This is a genomic window from Parabacteroides sp. AF21-43 (genome assembly GCF_003635435.1).
Taxonomy (GTDB): domain Bacteria; phylum Bacteroidota; class Bacteroidia; order Bacteroidales; family Tannerellaceae; genus Parabacteroides; species Parabacteroides distasonis.
The window spans coordinates 1-17983 of sequence record NZ_QTMG01000044.1 but is presented as its reverse complement, the minus strand read 5'-3'; the positions used below and the strand labels follow the sequence as shown (position 1 = coordinate 17983).

18 protein-coding genes and 2 pseudogenes are annotated in these 17983 nt (G+C 43.9%); 18 read left to right on the top strand and 2 right to left on the bottom strand.

All coding sequences use genetic code 11. The features are described 5' to 3' along the window. Positions 1–24: 24 nt before the first annotated feature. A pseudogene (locus DWX84_RS22040) lies at positions 25–219 on the top strand (site-specific integrase); the annotation flags it as partial. Positions 220–300: 81 nt separating this feature from the next. Beyond that, complete coding sequence (locus DWX84_RS20395) at positions 301–918, top strand: FAD:protein FMN transferase (RefSeq protein ID WP_005825771.1); 618 nt, start codon at positions 301–303, stop codon at positions 916–918. Between the two features lie 98 nt (positions 919–1016). Here the strand turns inward: DWX84_RS20395 and DWX84_RS22270 are convergent, their stop codons facing one another. Beyond that, positions 1017–1112 (bottom strand): hypothetical protein, encoded by a 96-nt coding sequence (locus DWX84_RS22270; protein ID WP_369799651.1) that lies wholly within the window; start codon positions 1110–1112, stop codon positions 1017–1019. On the opposite strand from DWX84_RS22270, the gene DWX84_RS22035 reads away from it, so the two are divergent. The 3 genes and pseudogenes from DWX84_RS22035 to DWX84_RS20380 all read left to right on the top strand — a co-directional run bounded on the left by DWX84_RS22035 (position 1104) and on the right by DWX84_RS20380 (position 3516). Beyond that, positions 1104–1256 carry a hypothetical protein gene (locus DWX84_RS22035; RefSeq protein WP_005654421.1) on the top strand — a complete coding sequence of 51 codons (153 nt, stop codon included), beginning with the start codon at positions 1104–1106 and terminating at the stop codon, positions 1254–1256. The genes DWX84_RS22270 and DWX84_RS22035 overlap by 9 nt on opposite strands. Positions 1257–1566: 310 nt before the next feature. Further along, a complete protein-coding gene (locus DWX84_RS20385; RefSeq protein WP_005859437.1) occupies positions 1567–1872 on the top strand; it encodes a hypothetical protein in 306 nt (101 codons plus the stop codon). 190 nt (positions 1873–2062) lie between these two features. Next, a pseudogene (locus tag DWX84_RS20380) lies at positions 2063–3516 on the top strand (IS1182 family transposase). 141 nt (positions 3517–3657) lie between these two features. Here DWX84_RS20380 and DWX84_RS20375 read toward each other — a convergent pair. Next, a complete protein-coding gene (locus DWX84_RS20375; protein WP_151881457.1) occupies positions 3658–3933 on the bottom strand; it encodes a hypothetical protein in 276 nt (91 codons plus the stop codon). A 788-nt stretch (positions 3934–4721) separates the two neighbouring features. Between DWX84_RS20375 and DWX84_RS22265 the strand changes: the two genes are divergently transcribed. The 13 genes from DWX84_RS22265 (at position 4722) to DWX84_RS20300 (ending at position 17041) form a co-directional block, all read left to right on the top strand. Next, positions 4722–4931: a hypothetical protein gene (locus DWX84_RS22265; protein ID WP_005654431.1), complete on the top strand. Its 210-nt coding sequence runs from the start codon at positions 4722–4724 to the stop codon at positions 4929–4931. A gap of 160 nt (positions 4932–5091) precedes the next feature. Further along, a complete protein-coding gene (locus DWX84_RS20355) occupies positions 5092–5544 on the top strand; it encodes a ferritin-like domain-containing protein (RefSeq protein WP_008777875.1) in 453 nt (150 codons plus the stop codon). Positions 5545–5646: 102 nt separating this feature from the next. Beyond that, on the top strand, positions 5647–6294 hold the full coding sequence (locus DWX84_RS20350) for a MarC family protein (RefSeq protein WP_005851956.1): 648 nt from the start codon (positions 5647–5649) through the stop codon (positions 6292–6294). A 50-nt stretch (positions 6295–6344) separates the two neighbouring features. Continuing rightward, positions 6345–6827 (top strand): ferritin, encoded by a 483-nt coding sequence (locus tag DWX84_RS20345; RefSeq protein WP_005859444.1) that lies wholly within the window; start codon positions 6345–6347, stop codon positions 6825–6827. A gap of 28 nt (positions 6828–6855) precedes the next feature. Continuing rightward, complete coding sequence (locus DWX84_RS20340) at positions 6856–7905, top strand: class I fructose-bisphosphate aldolase (protein WP_005825795.1); 1050 nt, start codon at positions 6856–6858, stop codon at positions 7903–7905. Positions 7906–7918: 13 nt separating this feature from the next. Continuing rightward, positions 7919–8668: a 2,3-diphosphoglycerate-dependent phosphoglycerate mutase gene (gene gpmA / locus DWX84_RS20335; RefSeq protein ID WP_005825796.1), complete on the top strand. Its 750-nt coding sequence runs from the start codon at positions 7919–7921 to the stop codon at positions 8666–8668. Between the two features lie 75 nt (positions 8669–8743). Then, a complete protein-coding gene (locus DWX84_RS20330; protein WP_005825798.1) occupies positions 8744–9172 on the top strand; it encodes an Hsp20/alpha crystallin family protein in 429 nt (142 codons plus the stop codon). A 101-nt stretch (positions 9173–9273) separates the two neighbouring features. Further along, entirely contained in the window at positions 9274–9771 is a 498-nt protein-coding gene (locus DWX84_RS20325) for an RNA polymerase sigma factor (protein WP_032537059.1), read from the top strand. Positions 9772–9793: 22 nt separating this feature from the next. Then, the gene (gene pfkA, locus DWX84_RS20320; protein ID WP_005825800.1) at positions 9794–10780 is read left to right on the top strand and encodes a 6-phosphofructokinase; all 987 of its coding nucleotides are present in this window, start codon (positions 9794–9796) and stop codon (positions 10778–10780) included. Between the two features lie 13 nt (positions 10781–10793). Then, positions 10794–13040, top strand: a complete 2247-nt coding sequence (locus DWX84_RS20315; RefSeq protein ID WP_005825801.1) for a cation:proton antiporter — start codon at positions 10794–10796, stop codon at positions 13038–13040. A gap of 27 nt (positions 13041–13067) precedes the next feature. Then, positions 13068–15626: an alpha-glucan family phosphorylase gene (gene glgP / locus DWX84_RS20310; protein ID WP_005654457.1), complete on the top strand. Its 2559-nt coding sequence runs from the start codon at positions 13068–13070 to the stop codon at positions 15624–15626. A gap of 16 nt (positions 15627–15642) precedes the next feature. After that, positions 15643–16452, top strand: a complete 810-nt coding sequence (locus tag DWX84_RS20305) for an arginase family protein (protein ID WP_005825802.1) — start codon at positions 15643–15645, stop codon at positions 16450–16452. Between the two features lie 52 nt (positions 16453–16504). Further along, positions 16505–17041: a methylglyoxal synthase gene (locus DWX84_RS20300; protein WP_005654459.1), complete on the top strand. Its 537-nt coding sequence runs from the start codon at positions 16505–16507 to the stop codon at positions 17039–17041. Positions 17042–17983: the final 942 nt, after the last annotated feature.

Here is a 17983-nt window from a genome sequence, read left to right as displayed (position 1 = left end):
CAATTCAAAGCTTAAATGAAAAAGCCGTGTATCGGACATTATACCTTTGTTGTTTCGGGTATATTAAAAGGCGTGCCATAAGAAACTTTACAAAAGTATTAGGACACAAAATCAATCTTTTCTATGCAGATATATGCTGAACTGATTAACCCAAAGGTCGGAGAAGATACGGACAAAATTTTCGATAAGATTAGTTTCATATATCGCTTAGCTAATTAGAAATGTATTCTACATAGAGATACACTTGGCACAAAAAACATCGTAAGATATATAACTTGATGCAATCCTTTCCGCACAGCCATGCAAGCGTCGGAACAAACAGGCGGGATATTTGACGTAACTTGTGCACCGCTTATCAACCTGTGGGGATTTGGCTTTACAAAGTTTGACAGCATCACTCCGCAACTCGTAGACAGTATCCGCCACTTTGTAGGCTTCCGAAAAGTGCGTTTACAGGGCAACCGTGTGATGAAAGACGATCCCCGCATCCTGCTCAATTTCTCGGTGCTCGGCGGCGGTACTATCTGTAACATAATCGCGTGTTTGTTCGACCGCAAAGGCATATCGAACTATATGATAGACATCGGCGGCGAAATGATAGCGAAAGGAAAGAACCCGCAAGGGTGGAATTGGTGCATTGGCATTGTCAGACCGAAGGATGACAGTACCGGAACAAACTCCGAGCTTGAACAAATTGTGCAACTGTCGGAACGGCTGGGACTCGCAACTTCCGGCAACTACCGTAATTTCTATCTGAAAGATGGAAGGAAATACGCTCATGCCATCAATCCGATAACAGGATATCCGGTTCAAAAGGATATATTGAGTGCTACAATTATTGCCCATCAGTGCATGCTTGCTGATGCCTATGCAACGGCCTTTATGACGTTGGGGAGCCGCAAAGCCCGTCAGTTGTAGAAAGAGCATCCGGAAATTGACAATTTCATTATCTATACGGACAGTTGCGGAAACTACCGGACAGAGTACTCGCCGCGAATGAAAAGGTATCTGGCAGATTAATGTTTTCTATATTCCTGCGGAGTAGAGCCGGTGAACCGTTTAAAGAATTGGGTGAAGAACGCCGTATTTTCAAATCCCAGCGAATGGGCCATCTCCTTTACGAACATATACGCAATTACTTCGGCGTGAAAGTGACAAAGGGAGTCGCTTTCCAGTTTATGGTGAACAACCTGTTGAGCAAGGAGTGCGGCTATCGTTCGATAACATTCATGGTGAAATTGGATATTACTTTTTAACAGTAGAAGGATAATAACCAGGAGCCGTAATGGAGAGATTACTTTCGTTACGACTCCTTTCGCATGCCGTCTGCATGATTTTAACGTCTCAACTCTCTTATTCACAGTCGTTAGACCATGTGTAGCCATGTGTATCGCATTCCACATCATTGTAGAAAAAATGCCCATCAGACATTTGCATTATGCAATATGAATAATTCATAAGGGTCTGTTTTACAGCAATATGATAAATATCCATTTATTTGGCACGGTGATTGTCTATTCTTTAGCGTAAGACGATAAGATGTTTAACAATTTAATAATTAGCATTATGAAAAAGGTATTGTTTGCAGTAGCACTGGTAATGGGATTAGGTAGTTCAGTAGCATTCGCTAACAACATGGCATCAGATGTTGAAATCGTTGCAATGGTGAACGAGTTTAAACCGATTGATATAAAGGAACTCCCGCAGGCAGTTCAGGACGCCATCAAGAAAGACTATGCTGAATCCACCATTAAGGAAGCAGCCGTAGAAGTGGCAGAAGATGGCGTAAAGACTTATAAAGTAACTTTGGTTGATGCCGTCGGAACCGAAAGCGTTGTGTTTTTCAACGAAAAAGGTGAAATGCTGAAATAATTCTGAATGGTTATTTAGGATAACAGTTACATTTGCACATAAAATAAACAAGGCTGTCTCAAATAAACTTTGGGATGGCCTTTTTTGTGTCTGCAAAAAATCGGGTAAGCCCTAACTTCGCTCAGCCAGAACTTGCCCATCTCCCTAATTTTTTGTATCTTAGGGCATCAAGTAAGATATCCCAAAGATAATGTTTAAAAGTTACACATCCAACGATAATCTGCTTTTACCTCCATGTTTAGGCGATTTTATTCCCCGGAACGATCCGGTCCGGGTTGTTCACCGCATCATTGAACAGATAAACCTTGAAGCACTTTACCGTAAGTATTCCCCTAAAGGCTGTTCTGCGTACCACCCACGCATGATGCTTCAGATTCTTGTCTATGCATTTGCGTAATATCTATTCCAGCCGTCGCATAGAAGAGTTCTGTCGTAATGACATACGCTTCATGTGGCTTACCGGCAATGTAACTCCTGACCATAATACCATCAACCGTTTCCGCAGCAGCCGGCTAAAGGATGTGCTGAAGACGATATTTGCAACCATTGTAAAGTTTCTCGTGGCGGAAGGTTTTGTAAGTCTGGATGTGGCCTGTACTGACGGGACGAAGATGGAGGTGAACGCCAACCGTTATACGTTCGTCTGGGGGGCAAATCTATACATACCCGCATATCCAGAATCGCGGAACAGCTTGAGGAGATATGGCAATACGCCGAGTCCCTCACCAAGCAGGAACTGCGTGATTCCGCTCCGGTTGCCTATCAGGATATCACCCCGGAGAAAGTGGAAAAGGCACTCGGGCAGATAGATGATGCCCTGAATGGAGTGGATGCTGACAAGAAGATGAAAGCGAAGGTAAGACGTGTAAGGAAGTCATGGCCTGAACAGCTCAAGAAATATGAATCGCAGGGAAAGATACTTGACGGACGTAACAGCTACTCAAAGACAGACAATGATGCTACTTTCATGCGCATGAAAGATGACCATATGAAGAACAGACAACTCAAACCCGGATACAATCCCCAGTTCAGTACCAATAAACAGTTCATTCTGAACTATACCATCCATCAGTGTTGGGCGATACCTCCACCTATCCTCTGCATATGGATGATTTCCATTCCCTCTACGGCAGATACCCTGACGTGTCTGTCTGTGATGCCGGATACGGAAGTGAAGAGAACTATCTGTATGCTTTCAGACATGGCATTGAAACCTTTATAAAGTACAATTATTTTCATAACGAAGAAACCGACGGCATGTATTGTCCTACGGGACAGAGAATGGAAAGACTCTCCGATGCAAGGCGGGTAACAAACAACGGTTTTGTGCAGACCATATCAAGATACAAGGCACGTAACTATAAGGGCTGCCCGTTAAGATGCCGGTGCTACAGAAGCCGCTCGGAAAGGATTGTACAGGTAAATCACCGTCTGAGGAAAATCAAGGAAAGAGAACGTGAAAAGCTACTCTCTGATGAAGGTCTGAAATATCGCAGTCAGCGACCACAGGATGTGGAAGCCGTATTTGGAAACCTCAAGAACAACAAGCACTTCAAGAGGTTCCATCTTCGTGGATTTAAGAAGGTTGAAATTGAGTTCGCCCTGCTAGCCATAGCATATAATCTTGCAAAAGTAGCCTCTTAGGAGGCTTATGGCAACGAAAAAGCAGTTTGAAAGGATGAAATCTTCAAAAGTAAGTTTGTAAACACCTCTTTTGAGACAGCCTCTCCTTTTTTAGTAAATTTGTATCTGTCTAATTTTTAAGCCCCTATATCCATACTCAATCTAACCAAACATCGCATGAAGTGGTACTGCTTCATCCAAATGCAACTGATAGGCACGTTCGTACATTATTTTGTGCTTGATTGTATCGTTATATCCATTGCAGCCATTATCTGTAGTCCATTTGTATCCATGACCCATTACAGACAGGCGTTGTTCAGTATGACTTATTTTTCCTCCCTGGTGTTTTTTATGGAGTATGCATTGTGCATTTTGCGGCACCGGCCAAATATCCGGATAGAGGCATAAACCGTGCACGATGGAAATATATTTTTTCATTCTACGGTTTGTGGACTCCGTGACCATTTTCCCTTATATGTTAACCTATATGTATTGGGATACGAATATTGTCCATGCCATTATCCTCCTTTACATTTTTATTATTGTCAAATAGATAAGATACTCACGGAAGAGTGGGTTATGGCCTATACTGCCTGCGGCATCATGGTCTGTTTTTCTGCTTGTACTATATAGAGCTTAATGTACAGCTTGAGGATTTCAAAAAAATTGTGACGGGCTTTGGCAGGCAGTAATTCTAAGACTTTTAATGAAGAAAAATTAAGCCACCCCTTAAAAAAGGAGATATTTCCTTTGAAAGAATTCATTTCTTTTATTACATTTGTATTAGTCTTTTAAAAATAGAAGATTTATAGTAAAGCGTTAAGGCATTATCCAAGTTCAGGAAATCCCCAATTTCGAAACAACAATTGGATAATACATTGGACGCTCCACGTACTATTTATATAGATTTTTGTTATATATAGGCGTGGGGCTTTGTGTATTATATGTTGTTGAGTATGGGGATACTTCTGAACGGTAATACCAAAGTTCCCACGCTTAACTTTATATAAACACAACTCCAGGGAACAGGGTTGGCTTATTATAAACATTATGAAAGCAACTTGTTTTAAAAGCGAGACAACTGTCTCCAACGACTTCCCCCCCTTCGTTTGTTACTGTCTTTTGTGGAATATTCTATCCTTTCATTTCCATCCTGTCTCTTTCGGGACATACCGTTCATTATCATACAAATTACATGCCAAGACACTTTTCTGCCTTCTCCTTCTATGGTACTAGATAATAGTAACTCCCCCTGTCACACAGAGGAAGAACTTTGGTTGCAGGTACTTTCTCTATCAAGAGAGTTGCAGGACTGTAAAGCTAGTCTGCACCATAATACTTTGGACTGTATTTCCGATAAGATTGAAGGAATAGAAAGAGAACTGGATATCTTATTGGATATTCTGCAAGGAAGACAAGACAAAAAGACACCATAGCACTATTTTTTGTGATAATTTGTCTATGCGGATAAGTATCCTATTATTTAAGCCTCGTTTAAGAATTCCGTTTTATGGGTTACCCACAATCGAATGGAATTTTTATATACAGGGAATAACACATAATATTAGTAATGGATTTTCAATATTCAGAGTGATAATGGATAAACGAATAGAAAACGCCATGAATGAGTTGATCAATACAGAAATATGGTCAACCGGTTTATACCTGTCATTGCAGGTCTATTTTGAAGATGAACGGCTTCCAATACTTAGCTCCTGGCTAAACTCCCAAGCACAGGACAATATGAACAAGGTTTATCAGATGATGAATCGGATATGCCATGATGGAGGATGTGTTGCAATCAATGAAATGAAACGGGATACACATGAATGGACAACGCCATTGAATGCCCTGAATGAATTGCTTGAACACGAGCAGTACATATCATGTCAGGTAAACACATTTCTCATATTATGCCGGAATGTGAACATGTCCTTCCATTCTTTCATCAGCGGGCTGTATGCAGACCGTATATATGTAAGTACGGTATTTATGGAATTATTACGTATCCTCGCCAAGGAAAACGAACGGAGACTACCTTATTTTTGACGGTATGGATTTAAGATTGATATTCTGCAAAATTTAATATTGCAGAATGCTATCTGGTATGTTTTTTGCGATATAATAATCGACAATAAAATATATGTCATCATGGATATATTTGTATATATAACATTGTGTTTCACTTCGCTATTCACCTTGATGGACCCGCTTGGAGTGATGCCGGTATTCCTGCAAATGACTGATGGAATGGATACGAAAGAACGCAGATGTATCGCCTTGAAAGCATGTACCATTGCATTTATCATATTAGTCCTTTTTACATTATCGGGCAGGTTCCTGTTTCATTTTTTCGGCATCTCAACAGACGGATTCCGGATTGTGGGAGGTATCATCATCTTTAAAATCGGATATGATATGTTGCAGGCACATTTCACCCATGTGAAACTGAATGAAACTGAACGAAAAGAATATTCCAAAGATATAACCATCACACCTCTTGCCATTCCGATGTTATGCGGTCCGGGAGCGATTTCCAGTGGAATAACATTGATGGAAGATGCTTCGGAATATACTTTCAAAATAGTATTGCTTGGCGTAATCGCTTTGGTCTGCATTCTTTCATTCTTTATTCTGTGCGCGTCCACCCAGCTTTTAAAAATCTTGGGAGAGACGGGAAACAATGTAATGATGAGACTGATGGGACTTATTCTGATGGTGATCGCCGTGGAATGTTTTATCAGCGGGATACGTCCGGTATTAATTGAAATTTTGAAACAAGCCCATGCTTGTTCTTAAAGAAGAGAGATAATTTGGATTTATTATTAACATTAAAAGTTTGATTCGTCATGACTGAAAAATTGCAAAATGCCCTGAATGAGCAAATCACAGCAGAATTATGGTCTGCCAACCTGTATTTATCGATGTCTTTTTATCTGGAAAGAGAGGGCTTTTCCGGAATGGCTCGCTGGATGCAGAAACAATCTGCAGAAGAGATCGGGCATGCATATGCCATTGCTGAGTACATGATTAAGCGTGAGGCAACCCCGAAAGTGGACAAGGTCGATGTGGTTCCACAAGGTTGGGGTAACCCTGTTGAAGTATTCGAACATGCTTTGGAGCATGAAAAACATGTTTCCAAACTGATTGATGAATTGGTACAGGTAGCATCCGAAGAGAAAGACAATGCCACTCAGAACTTCTTGTGGCAATTTGTTCGTGAGCAGGTAGAAGAAGAAGCGAATGTACTCAATATTGTTAGTCGGCTAAGGAAAGCCGGAGACAGTGCTATCCTTTTTATGGATGCAAAACTGGGTGAACGGGAGTCATAAACCAGAATAATCAATAAAAATAAATAAGATGAAAATAGTAGATTTATTGGGAGGACAGGCTGAGTACTACCTGAACCATACATGTAAGACGATAGACAAACAACTTATCCATATTCCGGGACCGGATATGATAGATAAGGTATGGATGAATTCCGACAGGAATATACGCACCTTGGAGAGCCTACAAGCCCTGTACGGGCACGGGCGTTTGGCCAATACCGGGTATGTCTCCATCCTGCCGGTGGATCAGGGGATAGAACATTCTGCAGGAGCGTCTTTCGCCCCCAATCCGCTTTATTTCGATCCCGAAAACATCATAAAGCTGGCCATTGAAGGAGGATGCAACGCCGTGGCATCCACATTCGGAGTTCTGGGAGCTGTGGCACGTAAGTACGCCCATAAGATTCCTTTCATCGTGAAGTTGAACCATAACGAGCTGTTGACTTATCCGAACAGCTACGACCAGGTAATGTTCGGTACGGTAAAAGAGGCATGGAACATGGGTGCTGTAGCTGTCGGCGCTACCATTTATTTCGGTTCGGAACAAAGCCGCCGCCAGATAGTAGAAGTGTCACAGGCTTTTGAATATGCCCACGAACTGGGAATGGCTACTATTTTATGGTGCTATTTGAGAAACAGCAGCTTCAAAAAGGATGAAACCGACTATCATGCCGCTGCCGATTTAACAGGACAAGCCAACCATATCGGGGTTACCATCAAAGCCGATATCGTGAAGCAGAAGCTCCCATCCAATAACGGCGGTTTCAAGGCTATCGGATTCGGAAAGACAAACGAGCGTATGTATTCGGAACTGACCACTGACCATCCGATAGACCTTTGTCGTTATCAGGTGGCGAATGGCTATATGGGACGTGTCGGATTGATCAACTCGGGCGGGGAATCCCATGGGGAATCCGACCTGCATGATGCCGTCGTAACGGCAGTAGTAAACAAGCGTGCAGGTGGTATGGGGCTGATCAGCGGTCGTAAGGCTTTCCAGAAACCGATGAAAGACGGAGTTCAACTTCTGAACACCATTCAGGACGTATATCTGGATTCTTCAATAACCATTGCATAAAGGAGAAGTATCCATGAAAAGAATAGTGTTATTACGTCATGGCGAAAGCCTATGGAACAAAGAAAACCGTTTTACCGGATGGACGGACGTGGATTTAAGCGAGAAAGGAGTCGAAGAAGCCTGCAAGGCAGGCGATGCATTACGGGAGGCCGGATTTTCTTTTGAGGCAGCTTACACTTCTTACTTGAAACGTGCCGTAAAAACGTTGAACTGTGTCCTGGACCGGCTGGATGAAGACTGGATTCCGGTTGAAAAGACCTGGCGGCTGAACGAGAAGCATTACGGCATGCTTCAAGGACTGAATAAGAGTGAGACGACGGTCCAATATGGTGAAGAACAAGTACACATCTGGCGAAGAAGCTATGACGTGGCTCCCGCTCCGGTAGGCAAAGATGATCCCCGTAATCCGGGCATGGATATCCGCTATGCCGGTGTGCCAGATAGGGAACTTCCCCGTACGGAATCCCTGAAAGATGCTATTGGGCGTGTCATGCCTTACTGGGAATGCATCATCTTTCCCGCATTGATGTATAAGGACAGCCTGCTGGTAGTCGCCCATGGCAACAGCCTGCGCGGAATCATCAAGCATCTCAAAGGGATTTCCGATACGGATATTTCCAACCTGAACCTGCCTACGGCGGTTCCTTATGTCTTTGAATTTGACGACAGACTGGTTCTTGTCAAGGACTACTACCTTGGAAACCCGGAAGAGATACGGAAACGGACAAAGGCTGTAGCTGAACAAGGTATGATCAGACGATAAAAGTCAGTCAATCAGACTGGATTGTATTGTCTTTTTGAATATTTTATTTATTAACAATTAAAAAAGGAGGTAAAAATGGTACCTGTAAAAACAAACTCAAACTGGTTGCCGAGTATTTTTAACGATTTCTTCGAGAATGAGTGGCTGGCAAAAACGGGAGTTACGGCTCCTGCCATCAATGTCATTGAGAATGACAAGGACTACAAGGTTGAAATGGCGGCTCCCGGAATGACAAAGGATGATTTCAAGGTGAATGTTGACGAGAACAACAACCTGACAATCTGCATGGAAAAGAAAGAAGAGAAGAAGGAGGAGAAGAAAGACAAGAAGTATCTCCGCCGCGAATTCTCATATTCCAAGTTCCAGCAGACCATCCTGCTGCCTGAAAATGTGGAGAAGGATAAGATCTCCGCAAAAGTCGAACACGGGATTCTGTCCATTGAAATCCCGAAAATGAAGGAGGAAGAAAAACAAAAAACTTTCAAGGCTATCGAGGTTAAATAATTCCAGATCTGGAATGTCGTAAGGTCGGACAGGCTTTTCTTGTTCGGAAAAGCCGTCCGACCTTTAACAGACACTTCCGGAACAGGGAACCGGCACAACCGATGAAGGAATTCAATTTTGAAAAAGAACTACTTGGCGTACAGGACGAACTGTTCCGTTTTGCGTACAAACTGACAGCTAACAGGGAGAAGGCGGAAGACCTGTTGCAGGATACCCTGCTCAAGGCAATGCTTCACAAAGAAAGTTACAACAAGAACACGAATTTCAAAGGGTGGCTGTTTATCATCATGCGCAACACGTTTATCAACGGTTACCGGGCGGAGGTCGGTCATACCCGCCTGTACATATCCTCCGATCCTGCATATTATTCGCGGATCATGGACGAGTCCTGTAGAGAGGAGGTGGACAAGAACTATGACCTGGAAAAGATACGTAATGCCATCAAAAGTGTACCGGAGTCACATTTCATACCTTTTGAGATGTACCTGTCAGGATTCAAATACCGTGAGATAGCGGAAAGAACCGGCGTGAGTTTGGGAACTATAAAGAGCCGTATTTTTCACTGCCGGAAAAAACTGAAAGCTATATTGGCAGAATGAAACAAAACAAGAACTGAGATAGATGAAAAAAGATGAATATATAGGAATTCTGACTTCCGGAGGGGACGCTTCCGGAATGAACGCGGCTATCCGTGCCGTGACCCGCGCCGCTATTTTTAACGGATTTAAAGTGAAAGGAATTTATAGAGGTTACGAGGGGCTGATTGCCGGTGAAGTGAAAGAACTCACTACGGAAGACGTAAGCAGCATTATCCAGAGGGGAGGTACCATACTGAAAACAGCCCGCTCCGAGACTTTCATCACTCCCGAAGGACGCAAGAAAGCTTATGAGATCATACAGAAAGAGAACATCAATGCATTGATAATTATCGGTGGAGACGGTTCCCTGACGGGAGCCCGGATCTTTGCGGAGGAGTATGATGTGACGTGCATAGGATTGCCCGGCACCATTGACAATGATCTGTACGGCACCGATTTTACCATAGGATATGATACGGCCCTGAACACCATCGTGGAGTGTGTGGACAAAATCCGGGATACGGCCACCTCGCACGACCGCATTTTCTTTGTCGAGGTGATGGGGCGTGATGCGGGCTTCCTGGCACAAAACAGCGCAATAGCTTCCGGTGCTGAAGCGGCCATCATTCCGGAAGACCGGACGGACGTGGACCAGTTGGAAACATTCATCGGACGTGGATTCAGAAAGACGAAAAACAGCAGCATCGTAATTGTGACCGAAAGTCCTGAAAACAAGAATGGAGGTGCCATGTATTACGCCGACCGGGTAAAGAAGGAATATCCCGGATATGATGTCAGGGTTTCTATCCTGGGCCATCTGCAACGGGGTGGCGCTCCGAGTGCCAATGACCGCATACTGGCAAGCCGGCTGGGTGAAGCCGCAATCCAGGCCTTGATGGAAGGCCAGCGAAATGTTATGATAGGCATACGGAACAACGAGATTGTTTATGTTCCTTTTGTCCAGGCAATCAAAAAGGACAAGCCTATTGACAAAAGCCTGATCCGGGTCCTTAACGAATTATCGATCTAAAATAACCGTTAATATGTCAGAAGTTGCTCCTTTAATATCGGATCTTGCCATAATTCTGATTATTGCCGGTATTGTAACCGTCATTTTCAAGTGGCTGAAGCAACCGGTCATATTGGGCTACATTGTAGCCGGTATTATGGCGGGTCCTTCCGTTTCCCTGGTCCCGACTGTTTCCGATCCTGCCAATATCAAAATATGGGCGGACATCGGTGTCATTTTTCTGCTGTTCGCGATGGGACTGGACTTTTCGTTCAAGAAATTGATAAATGTGGGCATTACGGCTATCGTTGCCACTGTCACTATTGTATGTGGCATGATGTTCATAGGCTATACAGCGGGGAATGCAATGGGGTTCTCCCACATGAGCAGTATTTTTCTGGGTGGAATGTTGTCCATGTCGTCCACGGCCATCGTATTCAAGGCCTTCAATGACATGGGACTTCTCCAACAGAAATTCACCGGCATTGTCTTGGGGATTCTTGTCATCGAAGATCTGGTGGCGGTAGTGATGATGGTTATTCTTTCCACGTTGGCGGTAGGCAAACATTTTGAAGGGAAGGAGATGCTGGAAAGTATATTGAAGCTGGCCGCTTTCCTGATTTTCTGGTCGGCATTGGGTATCTATCTGATACCTACCCTGCTGAAGAAGATACGCCGTTTCACCAGCAACGAGATTTTATTGATAACCTCTCTGGGACTTTGCCTGGGAATGGTGATGATTGCGACAAAAGCGGGATTTTCTGCCGCATTGGGAGCCTTTGTCATGGGGTCCCTGCTGGCAGAGACCGTTGAAGCGGAAAAAATCGCACATATCGTACAGCCGGTAAAAGACCTGTTCGCTTCCATATTTTTCGTGTCGGTGGGAATGATGATCGATCCTGCCATGATGTGGGAATATGCCGTCCCTATTCTTATCCTGACATTGCTGGTACTGTCCGGTCAGGTCCTGTTCGGGAGCTTTGGTGTCCTGCTTTCCGGCCAGCCGTTGAAAATTGCCATACAGTCCGGCTTTTCACTGACACAGGTCGGTGAGTTCGCATTCATCATCGCATCTTTAGGCGTCAGTCTGAATGTCACGGACAAGTATCTCTATCCGGTCATAGTGGCCGTATCTGTCATAACGACTTTTCTTACCCCCTATATGATACGGCTTTCGGAACCGGCATACCGGTTTATAGACATCCACATGCCTGGATTCCTGAAAGATTATCTCGTACACTATACGTCCGGGGCAATGACTGTAAAACACCAGGGCACTTGGCATAAACTGATCCGGTCTATGCTGGTGTCTGTCACACTCTATCTGGTCGTATGCGTTTTTTTCATCACTTTATATTTTTCCTATGTGCATCCTTTGATTAGGAAAAGTCTGCCGGGAATGGAAGGGAACTTGTTGGGCTTCATCATCATCTTTCTTGTCATATCTCCGTTTCTATGGGCCATCATCATGAAAAAGAACAATTCAGCCGAGTTCCGTAAACTCTGGACGGACAACAAGTTCAACAGAGGGCCTTTGGTATCAATCGTACTTGTCAAAATACTGATTTGCACGATTATCATGATGAGTATCATTACCCATCTTTTCAATGTTGCCTTGGGAGCCGGGCTGGTAGTTTCTTCCCTTATCATTGCCGTCATTTATTTCTCCAAGCGGATCAAGAAACGGTCGCTGACTATAGAGAGACAATTTATGGCAAACTTTCAAGGGACGGATGGGAATGGACTTTCTACAGAAAGTGATACAGGCTCCACCCTTGGCAGCAATATCCCGTTCAAGGAATTACATTTGGCGGATTTCACAGTATCCCCTGATTCCATATATGTGGGCAGAACATTAAAAGAAAGCAGCCTGCGCACCTTGTTTCAGATAAATGTGATTTCAATCACCCGTGGAGAAAAACGCCTGGATATACCACAAGGGGAAGAGCATCTCTATCCATATGACAAGGTTACGGTCGTAGGTACGGACCGGCAGTTGGAAAGCTTCCGGACATCCATGGAGCAAAAGAAGGTAGAAAGGAACGGGAACGGAACATCCTCGCAGGATGAGATGGAAATAGGGCAATTTCCTGTCGAAGGAGGTTCACCATTGATCGGAAAGACGATCCGGGAGGCAGACATATCGGATAGCATCATTATCGGAATAGAGAGAAGTACCGTGAATATTATGAATCCAGACCCTGATACAATTTTCAAGGAGAATGATACGGTATGGATTGTCGGTAAACGAAAAATAATAAAAGGATTGAATAAAGATTAGAACTTATTTAATTTAATATAAAATGTCATGGAATATTCAAGTTATAATGTAAATACCCCTCAATGGAGGGAGATTACAGTAGGTTCACATCTTCCTGCAGAACTGCGGAAGCTTGCAGAAATCGCACATAATCTCTGGTGGACATGGAATGATGACGTAAAGAAACTGTATTGTGATTTGGACCCGGGACTTTGGAAAGAGGTGGAACAGAATCCGGTATTGTTTCTGGAGCGGATAAATTATGAAAAGCTGGTAGCGCTGGCACATGATGAGAACTTTGTCTATAAAATGGATGCCGTCTATTCCGCCTTCAAAAAATACATCGATGTGGAACCGGACCACCAGCGCCCGTCAATAGCTTATTTCAGCATGGAATACGGCTTGGATGAAGTTCTTAAGATATATTCCGGTGGTTTGGGAATGTTGGCGGGGGATTACCTGAAAGAGGCGTCGGACAGCAATGTGGACCTTTGTGCCATAGGACTTTTGTACCGTTACGGTTATTTTGACCAGTCGCTTTCCATGGACGGCCAGCAGACAGTCAATTATAAAGCGCAGAATTTCGGGCAGCTCCCGATTGAAAAGGTAATGCAACCGGATGGGAAACAACTGGTAATCCACGTCCCCTATGCCGACAGTTTTGTGGTACATGCCAATGTTTGGAAAGCCAGTGTGGGGCGTATCCCCCTTTATCTGCTGGATACGGACAATGAACTCAACAGCGAGTTTGACCGCCCTATCACTCACCATCTGTATGGAGGTGACTGGGAGAATCGGCTAAAACAGGAAATTCTGCTTGGCATAGGCGGGATGATGACGCTGAAAGCTTTGGGTATAACGAAGGATGTATATCACTGTAATGAGGGGCATGCCGCATTGATCAATATCCAGCGGCTTTGTGATTACATAAATGGCGGCTTGAATTTTGGGCAGGCCATGGAGCTGGTACGTGCTTCCTCACTTTATACCGTACATACTCCCGTACCCGCTGGTCATGATTATTTTGACGAAGGGCTTTTCAATAAATATATGAAGGGATATCCTGGCAAGTTGGGTATAACCTGGGATAACCTGATGGATCTCGGGCGTCACAATCCGGGAGACAAGGAGGAACGTTTCTGCATGTCTGTCTTCGCCTGCAAGACCTGCCAGGAGGTAAACGGCGTCAGCAAGTTACATAAATCGGTATCCCAGCAAATGTTTGCGCCGATCTGGAAGGGATACTTCCCGGAAGAGAACCATGTGGGTTATGTAACCAACGGGGTACATCTGCCTACCTGGTGTGCGGCAGAATGGAAAAAGCTTTTCAAGGACAATTTTGATGAGAACTTTTTCTGTGACCAGTCCAATCAGAAAATTTGGGAGGCTGTCTATGGCATCCCAGATGAAGAGATATGGAATACCCGGTTAAAACAGAAAGCAAAATTGCTGGACTATATCAAAAGCAAATGCAGCAAGGACTGGCTCAGGAGTCAGGTTGATCCGGCATTGAGCGTTTCCATTTTTGAGAGATTCAATCCCGATGCCCTTCTAATAGGTTTCGGACGCCGTTTTGCTACATATAAGAGGGCTCATCTTCTGTTCACGGATATAGACCGACTTGCTAGGATCGTGAATAATCCGAAATATCCGGTACAGTTCATCTTTGCAGGCAAAGCCCATCCCAATGACGGTGCCGGGCAGGGACTGATCAAGCAAATCGTGGAAATATCCCGGCGCCCGGAATTTTTAGGTAAAATCATATTCTTGGAGAATTACGACATGGACCTGGCGCGCCATCTTATCTCGGGTGTGGATATCTGGATGAATACCCCTACGCGGTTGGCAGAAGCTTCGGGTACGTCGGGCGAGAAGGCATTGATGAACGGTGTGCTTAATTTCTCCGTGCTGGACGGTTGGTGGTATGAAGGATACCGCAAGGATGCCGGATGGGCACTGACCGATAAAAGTACTTATCAGAATGAACAGTACCAAAACCAGCTGGATGCCGAAGCCATCTATTATTTGTTGGAGCATGACATCCTGCCACTATATTACGAGCATGGGGGGAAGAACTATTCGGAAAACTGGGTCAAGTATATCAAGAACTCAATCGCACAAATCGCTCCCCATTTTACCATGAAAAGACAGTTGGACGACTACTATGACAGGTTCTATAACAAGCTGTCAGAGCATTTCCATATTCTGGCAGCCGACAACTTTGCGAAGGCGAAAATGATGGCTGACTGGAAAGCAAACGTCCGGAGCAGATGGGATGCCATAGAAATCAAATCCATAGAGGCTGGGAATGGGCTGAATGCCACGGTTGAAGCCGGAAAGGAATATGAGGTGACGGTTGTCGTTGATGAGAAAGGCCTGGATGACGCAATCGGAATAGAATCGGTCATTATCAGGCATGAAGGCGGTCAGGATCACATATATGAGGTAATTCCCCTTTCGTCAGTTTCCAAGAATGGGAATTTATATACCTTTAAGGCGACATCCGGCATTTTCAACGCCGGAAGCTTCAAGCAGGCCTTCCGTATGTATCCCAAGAATGCTTTGTTACCTCACCGGCAAGATTTCTGTTATGTACGATGGTTTTAATGAACAGTAAAAGGATATGCAAAAACAACGTATGAGCGGGCAAAATCAAAAAACAGATAAACGGATAGCATGGCCGATCATCATCATGAACTTCACGGGAGTGTATGACTACGAGGCGTTTGCCCGGAACAATAAGTTTATATGGCTGGACTGTCGTCATCTTTATGGTACAGAGGGCTACTGTGACAGGGATGGTACTTTGGCTTTGAAGCGGATGATTGCTGATTATCCGGCGGAGGGAGTCCATTTCATCGATTCAGGCAATTATCATTATTTGACTAAATTCTGGACAGACAAACTCGAAACTCCGTTTTCGCTGATTGTGTTCGACCACCATCCCGATATGCAGCCACCGTTGTTTGACAACATACTTTCTTGCGGAAGTTGGGTAAAGGATATATTGGACCATAACAACAACTGCAAGAAAGTAATTATCGTAGGTGCTTCAGACAAACTGATACAGGCTGTGCCGAAAGGATATGAAAGACAAGTCCGGTTTTACAGTGAAACTACGCTCATGCACGAAGAGGGTTGGCAGGACTTTTCTTCCGGACATATCAACGGGCCGGTTTACATTTCCATAGACAAGGATGTCTTGAATCCGGCTTCGGCAGCAACAAACTGGGATCAAGGTTCTCTCAGCTTATGGGAATTGGAGAAACTGCTGGCTGTTATTCTTCAGAAAGAACAGGTAGTGGGCATTGACATCTGTGGGGAATGCTCCACAACACTCAATCTTTTTGAAGAAAAACGGGAAACCATCATGGATAGCCGGGCAAACAAAGAATTGCTCAGACTTATCCGGTCATCCTCCGGCCTTCAATAGAATTAGTTTTTTCTTGTTATTATAATTTATCATATAAAAATAATTTAGCTTTATGAAAACAATTGTTCGAAGAATTGGGCTTGTTGCACACGATGCAATGAAAAAAGACATGATAGAGTGGGTTCTCTGGAACTCGGAACGTCTGATAGGACATAAATTCTATTGTACGGGTACAACCGGTACACTAATTAAAAAAGCCCTTGAAGAAAAACATCCTGAAATCAAATGGGATATCACAATCCTGAAATCTGGTCCTTTAGGAGGTGACCAGCAAATTGGTTCGCGGATCGTAGAAGGAGAAATAGACTATCTGTTCTTTTTTACAGATCCGATGACACTACAGCCGCACGATACGGATGTGAAAGCATTGACCAGACTGGCTGGAGTTGAAAATATTGTTTTCTGCTGTAACCGTTCGACTGCGGACCACATTATTACGAGTCCTTTATTCACTGACCCAACTTACGAACGTATTCATCCGGATTATACCAATTACACGCAGCGTTTTGAAAACAAGGGAATCATATCTGAAGCAGTGGAGCAAGTGAAAAAGCGGAGGAATAAAAGTGAGAATAACATTTCCAAATGAACTGTAATAAGTAGTAGCATATTTATAAGGCTATCTAAGAAACAAGTTGTTTACATCTTTCAGAACTGGTATCTACTGAATGGTAATCTGCTTCCACCAACCCTTCTGGTTGGTGGAAAGAAACCACTTATAAAATATTTCGCTTCCTTTATGCATCCCAGTCGAAAAAGGACAAGGGCATTGCGGGTGTACATCACTCCTTTCACCTTCTTGTTTAGTCCTTCCAGCAAAGTCTTGCTACCAGTTTTTTCTGGAACTACCTTGTGAAAAATTATGCGAAAATCGCCTTTCTGTGCCCGGATTCATCCGCAGGATCCCATGCCAAAGGGACATGGAACATGCCGGTAGCTTATCCCCCACGACTCCGGAGCATCAGGGGGTAGGGACGGTTTGGCGGCAGGTTGCCGTTAAACCGTACGATTTTCGTTTAACGAAAACACAACTTGCTGTCCCCTAATGGGGACAACATTCTCCAATAGGAATTGTGTATCAGCCTATTGTACGGTTATTCTCCTGTGATTTTCGGGTCATTTCCATCAGGCATTTGCCGGCTGCTCTCCCCATAAAAAGGTGGCTATCTCTCCTGAATCATGTGACTTACGCCCATAATTCAGGAATAAGGGAGACGTATGTACTGGAAATCTGCCCTTTCCATACCCTATTCTCCATTAATGGATTGTTATTTTTACACATCTGCAAATGGAGAATGACAGGTAGCCGTATACGCCTTATTGTTTTTCTTCATTGTCTCCATTAACGGATTGCTACTTCTACACTTCTGCAAATGAAGAATGTGCATGTAACCGTGTATGTCTTATGGTTTCTTTTCCTTGTCTCCATTGATGGATTGATACTTCTACACTTCTGCAAATGGAGAGCGGCAGTGAGCCGTATATGCTTCATGGTTTTTCTACATTATCTCCATTAATGGATTGCTACTTC

Excerpts from the sequence above, each read along its gene's own strand:
- DWX84_RS20395 (WP_005825771.1), top strand. The coding sequence starts at position 301 with ATGCAAGCGTCGGAACAAACAGGCGGGATATTTGACGTAACTTGTGCA.
- DWX84_RS22035 (WP_005654421.1), top strand. The coding sequence starts at position 1,104 with ATGGGCCATCTCCTTTACGAACATATACGCAATTACTTCGGCGTGAAA.
- DWX84_RS22270 (WP_369799651.1), bottom strand. The coding sequence starts at position 1,112 with ATGGCCCATTCGCTGGGATTTGAAAATACGGCGTTCTTCACCCAATTC.
- DWX84_RS20385 (WP_005859437.1), top strand. The coding sequence starts at position 1,567 with ATGAAAAAGGTATTGTTTGCAGTAGCACTGGTAATGGGATTAGGTAGT.
- DWX84_RS20375 (WP_151881457.1), bottom strand. The coding sequence starts at position 3,933 with ATGAAAAAATATATTTCCATCGTGCACGGTTTATGCCTCTATCCGGAT.
- DWX84_RS22265 (WP_005654431.1), top strand. The coding sequence starts at position 4,722 with ATGGTACTAGATAATAGTAACTCCCCCTGTCACACAGAGGAAGAACTT.
- DWX84_RS20355 (WP_008777875.1), top strand. The coding sequence starts at position 5,092 with ATGGATAAACGAATAGAAAACGCCATGAATGAGTTGATCAATACAGAA.
- DWX84_RS20350 (WP_005851956.1), top strand. The coding sequence starts at position 5,647 with ATGGATATATTTGTATATATAACATTGTGTTTCACTTCGCTATTCACC.
- DWX84_RS20345 (WP_005859444.1), top strand. The coding sequence starts at position 6,345 with ATGACTGAAAAATTGCAAAATGCCCTGAATGAGCAAATCACAGCAGAA.
- DWX84_RS20340 (WP_005825795.1), top strand. The coding sequence starts at position 6,856 with ATGAAAATAGTAGATTTATTGGGAGGACAGGCTGAGTACTACCTGAAC.
- gpmA (WP_005825796.1), top strand. The coding sequence starts at position 7,919 with ATGAAAAGAATAGTGTTATTACGTCATGGCGAAAGCCTATGGAACAAA.
- DWX84_RS20330 (WP_005825798.1), top strand. The coding sequence starts at position 8,744 with ATGGTACCTGTAAAAACAAACTCAAACTGGTTGCCGAGTATTTTTAAC.
- DWX84_RS20325 (WP_032537059.1), top strand. The coding sequence starts at position 9,274 with ATGAAGGAATTCAATTTTGAAAAAGAACTACTTGGCGTACAGGACGAA.
- pfkA (WP_005825800.1), top strand. The coding sequence starts at position 9,794 with ATGAAAAAAGATGAATATATAGGAATTCTGACTTCCGGAGGGGACGCT.
- DWX84_RS20315 (WP_005825801.1), top strand. The coding sequence starts at position 10,794 with ATGTCAGAAGTTGCTCCTTTAATATCGGATCTTGCCATAATTCTGATT.
- glgP (WP_005654457.1), top strand. The coding sequence starts at position 13,068 with ATGGAATATTCAAGTTATAATGTAAATACCCCTCAATGGAGGGAGATT.
- DWX84_RS20305 (WP_005825802.1), top strand. The coding sequence starts at position 15,643 with ATGCAAAAACAACGTATGAGCGGGCAAAATCAAAAAACAGATAAACGG.
- DWX84_RS20300 (WP_005654459.1), top strand. The coding sequence starts at position 16,505 with ATGAAAACAATTGTTCGAAGAATTGGGCTTGTTGCACACGATGCAATG.